Source organism: Streptomyces xanthophaeus, assembly GCF_000725805.1.
Classification (GTDB): Bacteria; Actinomycetota; Actinomycetes; order Streptomycetales; family Streptomycetaceae; genus Streptomyces; species Streptomyces xanthophaeus.
In genome coordinates this window covers 12219-22666 of record NZ_JOFT01000032.1, presented here as the reverse complement: position 1 = coordinate 22666, position 10448 = coordinate 12219, and the positions used below count along the sequence as shown (strand labels likewise).

10 protein-coding genes are annotated in these 10448 nt (G+C 71.6%); 5 read left to right on the top strand and 5 right to left on the bottom strand.

Going from position 1 to position 10448, the window contains the following annotated elements:
• Window positions 1-11: 11 nt before the first annotated feature.
• Complete coding sequence (locus tag IO30_RS0120755) at window positions 12-845, bottom strand: SDR family oxidoreductase (RefSeq protein WP_031145033.1); 834 nt, start codon at window positions 843-845, stop codon at window positions 12-14.
• Window positions 846-1709: 864 nt separating this feature from the next.
• Here IO30_RS0120755 and IO30_RS45515 point away from each other — a divergent pair.
• Together IO30_RS45515 and IO30_RS0120745 are read left to right on the top strand one after the other, a co-directional pair.
• Window positions 1710-1877, top strand: a complete 168-nt coding sequence (locus IO30_RS45515; protein ID WP_157853346.1) for a hypothetical protein — start codon at window positions 1710-1712, stop codon at window positions 1875-1877.
• A 590-nt stretch (window positions 1878-2467) separates the two neighbouring features.
• Complete coding sequence (locus IO30_RS0120745) at window positions 2468-2872, top strand: nuclear transport factor 2 family protein (RefSeq protein WP_031145032.1); 405 nt, start codon at window positions 2468-2470, stop codon at window positions 2870-2872.
• Window positions 2873-2915: 43 nt separating this feature from the next.
• On the opposite strand, the gene IO30_RS47650 is transcribed toward IO30_RS0120745, so the two are convergent.
• Window positions 2916-3041, bottom strand: a complete 126-nt coding sequence (locus IO30_RS47650; protein ID WP_267886476.1) for a hypothetical protein — start codon at window positions 3039-3041, stop codon at window positions 2916-2918.
• Between the two features lie 397 nt (window positions 3042-3438).
• On the opposite strand from IO30_RS47650, the gene IO30_RS0120735 reads away from it, so the two are divergent.
• On the top strand, window positions 3439-4827 hold the full coding sequence (locus IO30_RS0120735; protein WP_031145031.1) for a M1 family metallopeptidase: 1389 nt from the start codon (window positions 3439-3441) through the stop codon (window positions 4825-4827).
• Window positions 4828-4862: 35 nt separating this feature from the next.
• On the opposite strand, the gene IO30_RS0120730 is transcribed toward IO30_RS0120735, so the two are convergent.
• From IO30_RS0120730 to IO30_RS0120720, 3 genes are all read right to left on the bottom strand, one after another.
• The gene (locus tag IO30_RS0120730) at window positions 4863-5804 is read right to left on the bottom strand and encodes a 5'-nucleotidase (RefSeq protein WP_031145030.1); all 942 of its coding nucleotides are present in this window, start codon (window positions 5802-5804) and stop codon (window positions 4863-4865) included.
• Window positions 5805-5889: 85 nt separating this feature from the next.
• The gene (locus IO30_RS0120725; RefSeq protein WP_031145029.1) at window positions 5890-7713 is read right to left on the bottom strand and encodes a hypothetical protein; all 1824 of its coding nucleotides are present in this window, start codon (window positions 7711-7713) and stop codon (window positions 5890-5892) included.
• 108 nt (window positions 7714-7821) lie between these two features.
• The gene (locus IO30_RS0120720) at window positions 7822-8229 is read right to left on the bottom strand and encodes a PPOX class F420-dependent oxidoreductase (RefSeq protein ID WP_031145028.1); all 408 of its coding nucleotides are present in this window, start codon (window positions 8227-8229) and stop codon (window positions 7822-7824) included.
• Between the two features lie 409 nt (window positions 8230-8638).
• Here IO30_RS0120720 and IO30_RS40705 point away from each other — a divergent pair, with 409 nt between their 5' ends.
• Both IO30_RS40705 and IO30_RS0120710 read left to right on the top strand, forming a co-directional pair.
• Complete coding sequence (locus IO30_RS40705; RefSeq protein ID WP_234321792.1) at window positions 8639-9805, top strand: ThiF family adenylyltransferase; 1167 nt, start codon at window positions 8639-8641, stop codon at window positions 9803-9805.
• Window positions 9802-10407 (top strand): GNAT family N-acetyltransferase, encoded by a 606-nt coding sequence (locus IO30_RS0120710; RefSeq protein WP_031145026.1) that lies wholly within the window; start codon window positions 9802-9804, stop codon window positions 10405-10407. The genes IO30_RS40705 and IO30_RS0120710 overlap by 4 nt, the downstream gene beginning before the upstream one ends.
• The last annotated feature ends 41 nt before the right edge of the window (window positions 10408-10448 follow it).

Below are 10448 nucleotides of genomic sequence, written 5' to 3'. Positions count from 1 at the left end.
CCGAGGACCCGTCAGGTCGCGGGCGGTGTGCGGGTGATGGTCCGGGCGGCGGCGAACTCCGCGAGGTAGGCCCGTTCGGCTTCGTCGAGGTAGCCGTAGGCGTCGTCGCCGATGGGGATCCGCAGGGGAGTGGCCGTGCCGGAGGCGACGATGTCCAGGACCCGCGCGGCGAAGTCCTCGGGGCGGCCGGTCTCGGGGTTCTCCGCGAGCCCGCGGGCTCCTTCGAGCATCTCCCGGTTGGTGACGTCGTAGGCGGGGATCCGCTCACGGGCCTCGGCCATGGAGGTGCCGTAGCGGGTGGCGAACATACCGGGTTCGAGGACGGTGACGCGGATGTTGTGGGGTGCGGCCTCGATGGCCAGGGCCTGGCTCATGCCTTCCAGGGCGTGCTTCCCGGCGCCGTACGCGGCGAGCCCGGGGAAGGCCATGCGGCCGACGACGGAGGAGACGTTGACGATGTGGCCGTGCCCCTGGGCCCGCATGAGCGGCAGGACCAGGCGGGTCAGCCGCCACGGGCCCACGACCAGGGTCTCCAGCTGGTCGCGCAGTTCGGCGTCGGAGACCTCCTCGACCGCACCGAACAGCCCGCCGGCGGCGTTGTTGACGAGTACGTCGATGCCGCCGAGACGGTCGGCGGCGGTGCGGACGGCTTCGGCGCAGGAGGCGGCGTCGCGCAGTTCGAGGGGGATCGGGATGATCCGGCCGGGCCAGGCGGCGGCGAGCTCCTCCAGATCGGCGGTCTTGCGCGCGGTGACGGCCAGTTCGTCCCCCGCCCGGGCCGCGGCGGCGGCCAGGGCCTGTCCAAGGCCGGAAGAACATCCCGTGACCAGCCAGCGTCGTGTCATCGTGCCCCCGATGCGTCTGTGATGCGGCGTGTTCGCCGAGCAGCGAAAGCTCATGGTCGGCGGGCCCCGCTCCGTCGGCCATCCCTCCCGCGGGGGCGCGCGGAGGCGCGCGGGCGCACACCGGGGCGCGCGCCCGGGCCGAGGCACGGCAGACCGCCCCGGTCCGGGCACGGACCGGGGCGGTCAGCGGCGTGCGCGCGCCTTGAGGCGGGCGCCGGCGAGGACGAGTTCTTCCGACGAGCCCGATTCTTCCAACTGCAGTTCGGCGAGCGGCCCTTCCGGGGGCCGCGGACGATCGCTCGGTCGTCTCCGTGGGCGATCACGCCCAGTTCGCTCCACGGGCGGCCGAGCAGCAGTGACGTGTCCTGCCACAACTGGAGCTCCCGGGTGGTGAGTTGCGGAACGCACTGGTCCCAGACGTCCGGCACCTCCAGGTGGAGGGGTACCGATCGCACGAGGTAGGCGCTCAGAGGGGTCTCTCCCGGTGCGAGGGCGTCGGCCACGGCTTCCTGACGGATGCCGTCCTTCCGGCCTTCCCGAGCCCCGCCCCACGCCGCTGCAACGGCTGCCGCGGCGGGCAGCGGAACCGTGATCCACGCTGCGATACCGAGCTCCCACCCTCGAACGACGAACGAGAAGCCGAGGGCGGCCACACATACCGCGCCACCGACCGCACCCCCGAGCGCCGCACGGCGGATCCGCTTGCGACCTGCCGGATCCGCGCCTTCCGCGGACGTCTTCCCTGATGGCCATGTACCTGCCCCCGTACACCAGTCCTCCGTACGGTAAGGGGCGCTGCATTGGGGGCACACGGTCGAAGGCGACCGGCTCTTTCTCGTCCCGGGTGCGGACGGTGCCTGGAGCGTGTCGGCGTTCCGTCGGGGCCGGGGCGACTGGCACGACACCGGGCTCGGCTTCGGCGAGTGGTTCCGCGGGGCCCTCGCCGGTGCGCTCGCCACCGACTGGCTGCCGGAGTGGGAGCCGGGACCGCACCCCGTGGAGCGAGCGGGTGACGCGGGCATGATCAGTTAGGGCGGCGTACGCGAGCTCAATTGAGCACGCGTCAGCGTCTCGACGCGCGGGTAGGCGCCCTGCCCAACCCCCTGGCGGCCCGAGCACTGGCCGGCCCCACCAACCCGGACGCATAGAGGACCCGGCCATCGCCGGGTTGCAGCACACAGCCGCTCGCGTTCCGCGGATCTTCGGCGAAGAGGTCGAGGAGGACACGTGCGTGGCTGGTCAGGAACGTCCACGGGGCGGTGGGGAGCTCTTCGTCACCCATGAATCAAGAATGCCCTGAATCTGTGTATTGTCCTGCTTTTCGTGTGATTCTTGACGTATGCCGATTCGGTGAGAACACAGGAGGTGCACATGGCCGGCAAGAAGGACCCGCGCCCGGCCCTGCTCCCCGATCAGGGAGCGGCCGTGGACGAGCACGGCCGTCCACCGGGAGTGCCGTCCCGTACCGGCCCGGGAGGCGGTCCGAAGGCGGACCCTGACCGGGTGGACCGGGCCCGCAGGAAAGACAGGGACCGCAAGCCGGGACAGGGGAGCGGCGCGGAGGGTGACGCGGGTCCGCGTACGCGGGCGGGGCACAGCACTCCGGAGTAAGGTCCGCACGCATGACAGCAGAGTCACCGGCTCAGACCGTCCAGCGTTTGTTCCCGCTGCTCGCAGAGGGGAAGAGCGCAGAGGCGGCGGCACTGTTCGCCGATTCGGTGTCGTTCTCCGTCCCGCACCCGCCGGGCATTCCCTGGGTACCGGAAGTCGATTCGGCGGAGGGCATGCGGACGTTCTTCGAGCTGCTGCAGACCCATGTGCAGGCCAAGGAGTTCGACCTCCGCCAGGTCATCGCCGAGGGCGACGACGTGGTGCTCATCGGGCGGATGGTCTCCCGGGTAAAAAAGACGGGCCGGGACATCGACACCGCGTTCGCCCTCCACACCACGGTCCGGGACGGGCGGATCACCCGATACCACCTCTACGAGGACAGCTATGCCGTGGCCAGGGCCTACTTCGGCGACTGACCGCACCCGCCCGGGTGCGTCGCCGGTCCGCGGGCCGTCAACGTCAAGGCAGGGCCACCACGTCGCCGTTGATCTGGCCGCTGCGGGCCGAGGAGACGTCCAGTTCCACGACGACCAAGGCGTCGGTGTCGTTCCGCCAGAGGACGACGCCGCCGGACGCAGGGGTCACGTCGCGAACAGTGCCGAGTACGCCGCGGGTAAAGCGGTTGACGGCTTGGAAGTCGCCCTGAGTGACCGACCCCGACTCCCTGACGTTGACGGTCACCGTCTCACCCGGGCTCGGCGTGACAGGTGTACGGGGCGCTGTCTGCGGCCGGTACGGCCATGGCAGGCTGGGCGACGGCAGCCAACGGAACGGCCAAAGCCAAGCCGGCGAAGGCGCACACCCACCGGCCGCGCCGCATGGAGCGACCGGTATCCGGAGTGACGTACACGCCCGTAGGGCCTGGACCGGTGGAAGGCTTCATGCCCTGATCACCTCACGCACACGCCTCAGGGCCAGCGTCGCGGGGGCGAAGCCCCGGAACTCGCGCGTCCGGGAGCCCGGGCGTTCTAGCGTGCCTGTCATGACCTCGTTCAGGTTCTGGCGTGCACCGCTGCTCGCACTCGCGGCCGTCCTGCTGCTCGTCCCGCAGACGGCGGCCGCTCGGCCCGCGGCGGACTCCACCACCCCCGCGACGGCGACACCGGACCGCCCTTCGTACGAGGCGTCCTTGCGCGCCGACGCCGACGGCTCGCATTGGACCGGCCGCCAGACGGTGTCCTTCCGCAACGCCGCCCGCACCCCGCTGCGTTCGGTCGACGTACGGCTCTGGGGCAACGGCACGGACGGCTGCGGAGCACCGGACAAGCCGTCCCCGGTCCGGGTGGGCCGGGTCACCGGAGGCGCGGCGCGGCCGCTCACCGTGGGCTGTACCGCCCTGCGGATCGACCTGCCCGCGCCGCTGCCGTACGGGGCGCGCACGAGCGTCTCCTTCGACGTCGCGATCACCGTTCCGGAGCGCGTCCACCGCTTCGGCAGGGACGGTGCGCACCGCTACCTCGGCAACGCGCTGCCCCTGCTGTCCGTACGCGACGAGCAGGGCCGCCACCTCGACCCGGACGTCGGCTTCGGCGAGAGCTTCCACACCCTGGCCGGTGACTTCAGGGTCGCCCTCGACCACCCCGACACGCTCGTCGTTCCCGCCACGGGCACCACCACCCGGCGGCCGAGCGCACCCGGACGCACGGTCAGCACCAGTGTCGCGCGCGGGGTGCGGGACTTCGCGTGGGCGGCGGGCCCCTTCCTCTCGAAGACGGTGACCACGCCCGGCGGGGTCCAGCTCAATGCGTTCTGGACCGCGTCCACGTCCCCCGAGGGCGTCGCCACCGACCTGAAGGACGCCGTCGGCTCGGTCGACGAGTTCGGGCAGCGGTTCGGGCGCTACCCGTACGGTGAGCTCGACCTCGTCATGAGCGACGCCCTCGACGAGTTCGGCAACATGGAGTTCCCCGGCCTCGTCCTGCTCTGGACCGAACCCGAGGGCTCGGCGGTCGTCCACGAGGTCGCCCACCAGTGGTTCTACGGCATCGTCGGCAACGACCAGTTCGCGTCACCCTGGCTGGACGAATCCTTCTCCCAGTACGCGAACCAGCTGTACGGCCGGGAGGACACCACCACCTGCTGGGCGGACCAGGGCGCCTGGCCCAGCGATACGGCCGCCCTCACCCGCTCCCTGGCCTACTACGCGGACGGGCGCCGATCGGAGTACGTCCGCGTGGTCTACGGGCGCGGGGCCTGCGCCCTGCACGACCTGGAACGCACCCTGGGGAGCCCGGCGATGGCGGCCCTGTTGCGCGGCTACGTGCGGGACCACTGGCTGGGCGTCGCCACCACCGCGGACTTCCTGCGCGCTGCGCAGGCGGCGACCACGCAGGACCTCGGCCCCTTCTGGGCGGAGCACAGAATCCACTGACAGGGCGAGTGGCCGTGGCGTGTCAACGCCTCCCGTCAAGGCCCGGGCGGGGGAGCGTTGACCACGCCGAACGGTACGTGGACGCTCGGGGTGGCCGCCGCGGTGCCGTTCACGTGGGAGACCTGGTCGTCGAAGAAGATGTGCGGATCCAGGGCGTTCATGACGGCGGCCTTGTCGATGCCGCCGAGGAAGAAGGCTTCGTCGACCCGCAGCCCCCACCGCTTGAGGCTCAGCACGGCACGTTCGTGCGCGGGAGCGTCGCGAGCGGTGACGAGGGACACCCGCAGGCGGGGCCGATAGGCGGGATCCTCGATTCGCTCGTCCTCCTCGCGGCGCTGGATGCGGTTGATGCCGGCGAGGAACGGGCTCAGGGGGCCGGGGTCGTGCGGCGTGGCTGCGTTGCGGACCTCGTGCGCACGGAACTCGTGGAGGCCGCCGTCCTGGAAGACCCGCTCGGAGGCGTCACCCGCCACCACTCCGTCGAAGTCGAAGGCGATGCGGAGTTCGGGGTCGGCCTCGTCGTCGACCCGCGCCGTCTCCAGCACGTGCCCCGCCGGCAGCCCGTCCGCCACCGCCGCGCGGACGTCGTCCGCGTTGGCCGACAGGAACAACGACATGTTCAGGGCCGGCATGAACCGGTGGGACGAACGGCCCTGACGGAAGACGGCCCGGCTGATGGCCAGGCCGTGGGTGCCGATCGAACGCATGACCCGCAGGCCGGTGTCCGGGTCGTTGCGCGACAGGATGATCACCTCGACCAACGGATCGGAAGGCTCCGCGAGGTCGTTCAACGACAGCAGACGGCGGACGAACGGGAAGGCCACCCCCTGGGCCAGGACATCGTCCACATGAGCCTCCTGGAAGGCCCGGTAGGCAGCCTGCCCCTGCTCCCGGAACACCGCGTCGCAGTCGGCGAGGTCGAACAGGGCACTGGAAGCGATCCCGATCACCAGGCGACCGGACAGGTCGTACTTCATGGGGCCCCCTCCTGCTGGGTGTGAGACATCGGGACGGTTATCACCCCGGGGCACATGCCGAAACACGTGCGGCTGCGACCGCTGCTCAGGTGCAGTCCGGCACCGCCTCGTCCACGTACGGAGTGCCCTTGACCGGCCCGGAGGTCTGGCCGTTGTTGTAGAAGGGGTCGGCCGAGGCGTAGTAGGCGTTGTTCCACGGGGGCGAACCGATGCGGTACCACCAGGTGTTGCCGTTCTCGACGGCGAAACCGCGGACCTTGCAGGTGATGAGGACCGAAGCCCCCGGCTGGATCCGCGGTCCCTCCGGCCCACCCGCATTGCGATATTCCGTCCACGTGTGGGTGAGCCCCCCGACGGTTTCCATCCGGCCCGCGGGAGCGGGGGGCGGAGGGTTAGGCGAGGCGGGCGGCGGGTTCGGGCCGTCCGCGCCGGGCGACGGCCGCGGGGGCGGCGCGCCGGCGGTGGGGGTGGCGGGGCCGACGGGTGTGGTGGGCCTGGGCGTTTCGGCCGGGCGGCGGGCCAGCAGGGAGAATCCCGCGCCCAGTCCGCCCGCGTCCGACACGATCACCTGGTCCACGAAGAGATCGGCGAACTGCCACTCGATGCCGTAGACGGTCCACCACCTCCCCACCACGGAGGCCTTCTTGAGGCCGTCCAGACGGGCCGACAGCTGGTCCACCGTCGAGCGGTCCAGCTTTCCGGCCGCGACCTCCCGCAGGTAGGAGTCCTTGAGGCAGCTGCCGGCCGAGACGATGGTGTCGCGCAGCGATGCCGCCGACAGGTCGGGCGTGTAAGTGGCCATCAGAACAGCACAGTTGCCCACCTCAGGCAGCTTCTTCCCCACCAGGAAGTCGGCGCCCTGGGTGGCGAAGTCCACGAAGAGGCTGCCCGCGGTCGGACCGATCCTGAAGCGGGACACCTGCGTGGCCGAGGTCCGCGGGATGCCGAGCGAGGCCCGCCCGAGCGGCGGAAGGTAGAGCCGTCCGGGTCCGGCCAGCGCGTCGCCGAGCTCGTTGGCCCCGATCTGCTGGGCGCTCCCGCCCTTCTCGTGCCACCCCCATGTCACCGGAGCCCCGTACTCCAGCACCATGCCGTACGGCCTGTTGTTGACCAGTTGCACGTCCAGGACATCGCCCTCCGCCTGCGCGCAGCCCCGTACGGCGACCGCAGCTTCCGACGTGACCCCGTTGAGCGAGGCCACCCAGTCGGGCGCGCCCCCGGAACAGGCCGGTTGCCCGGCTCGGCGCCCCAGGGTCTGACCCACGTTCTGGTTGACCCGGGCCCCGATGTCGACCCAGTTCCAGGAGAAGGGGTTCCACCAGGAGAAGTGCGGGATCTGGGCGACGATCATGTGCCGGGCGGCGTCGTAGGTGGAGGCGTACGGCGTCCATGCGCCGCTCTCCTCCTCGAAGGTGGACACCCCGTACGACGGCGGCCCCTCCGGGCCGGCGCCGGCGGGCGGTTCGGGCACCGGGAATTCCAGGGTCAGCAGCCCGTGGATGGCGTCGGCAGGTTCGGCGGTCAGTTCCACCGGCGCGGAGGTCGGCGTCAGTCCGTTCCAGTCGCCGTCCGGCCGGTGGCGGTACGTGGCCCGGATCGTCGCGCCGTCCGTCATGGCGCCGGGCGGGACGATCAGGTGCGCGCCCCCGCCGAGGTCCACGGTGGTGGTCGTGGCGGCCACGACCTTGACGGGCGCCGGATCGCCGGGCGCGGCCGGGATCCGGGGGCCGGGAGCGCGGCTGTCGGGCTGCGAGTCGCAGCCGGTCAGCGCGGTGCCGCCGAGGAGGGCGAGCGTGACGAGGAGGGCACGGACCGGGAGCCGGCGGGTCCGCGGGTGCGCGGAGCGTGACCGGATCCGGGTGTCCGGAGACGAGGCGGGACGAGCAGGGCGGCGTAAGCGGATGCGCATGACGGGTACCCCTGTGGCGCGGACCGGCTGGAGTGTGGCCTGAAATCATCAGGGAATCGTCAATGGACCCGTACCGCAACCGTTTTGGCCTCTCTCCTGCGGTGGGCCTCAGAGTGAGCCGACGACCTTGCGCGGGACGACGCGGACGACGACACGCTCGGCGTCGTCCTTCGAGGCCGGGTTGAATTCCGCGTAGTCCCTGCCGGTGTACTTGACGGACAGGTCGTCGATCAGCTGCTGCCCGCCCTCGGTCGTCACGGTGGCCGTGCCCCGCACCTCCGCGTAGGTGTACGGCGCAGTGTCCGGGTTGATCATGACGGTGATGCGCGGGTCCCGGCGCAGGTTCTTCTCCTTGCGGCGCCCGACCGTCGTGGAGATCAGCAGGTCGTCCCCGTCCCGGGCGATCCACGTGACCGACAGCTGCGGGCTGCCGTCCGGCTGGATGGTGGCCACGGTCGCGAAGACCGGGCTGTCGTCGATGAGCGTCTTCAAGCTGTCGGAGAGCGCGGCGGTCACGGAGCGATTTCCTTTCCTCGGCCTTGCTGTTGCTGCCCCTGTGCCCGCTGGCGTCAGCGCGGAACGGCTGGGGACAGCTGCAGGCGGGTGGGGTCGGCTGGGGACAGCCTGCAGAAGGAGCGATTGCCCCGGCAAGTTCCCCTGAACCCCCCTGCCGTGCCGCCCGCCGCGGTCCGCACGCCCGAATGCGGGTCACGGCCGGGTCCGACGGGCGAGGACCGACCGGTCGGGGGGCTTGGCAGGGTCCACCCGCACGGCCCATTCCGGGGGCCCCGGGGCGGGGCGTCCGGCCCGGCCATGGGGGCGCGCGAAAGCAGTGGGGGCGCATTCGGTTAGAAGATCAATTCGAATGCGCCCCAGTGGGTTGACGGGCCGTATTCCAAGATCGCGGATTGCTAGCGTCCCTCCCGTGACGCACCCCCTGCCTTCCGGCCCGGAGCCGGACCACTTCGTGCTGCCCTCACCCCGCCAGGCGAGCGAATCGTTTCGTCCTGTGCTGCTGGACCCGTCGCAGCCGGCCGACGCAGCCGCCCTGGCCGCTCTGCGCGCTTCGCCCCTCCTGCGCGAGGTCCACGACCGCATCGAGGACCAGGTCGAAGAACTCCTGCGCTGCCTGGCACCCCAGGACGCCTTCGGCACCCGCTCCCCGTCCCGCGCCGTCGCCGACACCCTGGGCCCACACCCCGACGCGTACGGCAGGTGGGTCTGGTACCCGTGGTCCGGTCGCCTGGTCCACGTCCTGCCCGAGGCCGAATTCCGCCTGGTCCGGACCGACCGGAACAGGGACAAGATCACCCGCGAGGAGCAGCAGAGCCTGCTGAGGCGCCGCATCGGCGTCATCGGGCTCTCGGTCGGCAGCAGTGCCGCGCTGACCTGCGCCATGGAAGGCGTCGGAGGGGCCTTCAGACTGGCGGACTTCGACCGGCTCGGGCTGTCGAACCTCAACCGGCTGCGCTCCGGAGTCCACGAACTCGGCCTGGAGAAGAGCGTGCTGTGCGCCCGGCGCATGTACGAGCTCGACCCCTACCTCGATGTCGAGGTCCACCGCAGCGGCGTGAACGAGGAGAACATCGAGGAGTTCTTCGGCGACCCGGCCCACGGCCTGGACCTGCTCATCGAGGAGTGCGACACCCCCTGGGTGAAGGTCGCGGCCCGCGAGTACGCGCGCAGCCGGCGGGTCCCGGTCCTCATGGACACCAACGACCGGGGCCTGCTCGACATCGAGCGCTTCGACATCGAACCGGACCGTCCGCTCTTCCACGGCCGCACCGGAACGACGACCGCCGCCGACGTACTGGACCTGGACCGTGAGGCGACGATCCGCTTCCTCCTCGCCGTCGTCGACGAGCAGCGCCTGAGCCCCGCCATGAGCGACGCCCTCACCCGCGTCGGACGTACGCTCTCCAGCTGGCCTCAGCTCGCCAGCGGCGTCATGCTCGGCGCGGCGCTCGTCACCGACACCGCCCGTCGCATCCTGCTCGGCGAACCGCTGCCGTCGGGCCGCCACTCCGTCGACCTCGACGCCCTCGTCCCCGCCCGGGCAACCCCGGCCGCACCGCACGGAGCCGTCCTGTGACCCGAGTTCCTGAACTCCGCGGCGACCACCTGCGGCTGCGGGAATTGCACGCGGGCGACCACGAGGCCTTCGCGCGCATCCTCACCCACCGGGTCCTCACCCGCTACCTCGGCATCGACCGCATGGACCCGGACCAGGCCCACGACACCTTCACCCAGTGCCTGGCCCAGCCCCACACGCACCCGCGCCGCAAGTACACCCTCGCCGTCTGCGCCCCGGACGACGACACCCTCGTCGGCACCATGGGACTCCTCGTCGAGGACTACGGCAGCAACGCCATGCTCACCAGCCTCGTGCTGCTGCCCGGCGCCCCCGTACGCGGGCACGGGCACGAGGCGGGCCGCCTGCTCATGGCGTACGGCTACGGGCACCTGGGCCTGCACCGCATCTGGGCCGGCCACCGCAGCGACCACCACCACATGCCCAAGGTGATGCGCGCCGCCGGCCTGCGCCCCGAAGCCACCCTCCGCCAGCTCTTCCGTACCCAGGGCTTCTGGCACGACGTCATCACGTACGCGGCCGTCGCACCGGAGTGGAAGCTCCAGGCCGGCGCCGCCGAACTGGCCGTCCTCGACGGCGCTCCAAGCCTCGACCGGGTCTGACCCGGCCCGGCGGCGGCCCACGGAAGGCGGCCGCCGCGAGG

Coding starts and splice junctions, on each gene's coding strand:
- IO30_RS0120725 (WP_031145029.1), bottom strand. CDS start 7,713: ATGCGCATCCGCTTACGCCGCCCTGCTCGTCCCGCCTCGTCTCCGGAC.
- IO30_RS0120730 (WP_031145030.1), bottom strand. CDS start 5,804: ATGAAGTACGACCTGTCCGGTCGCCTGGTGATCGGGATCGCTTCCAGT.
- IO30_RS0120755 (WP_031145033.1), bottom strand. CDS start 845: ATGACACGACGCTGGCTGGTCACGGGATGTTCTTCCGGCCTTGGACAG.
- IO30_RS0120745 (WP_031145032.1), top strand. CDS start 2,468: ATGACAGCAGAGTCACCGGCTCAGACCGTCCAGCGTTTGTTCCCGCTG.
- IO30_RS0120735 (WP_031145031.1), top strand. CDS start 3,439: ATGACCTCGTTCAGGTTCTGGCGTGCACCGCTGCTCGCACTCGCGGCC.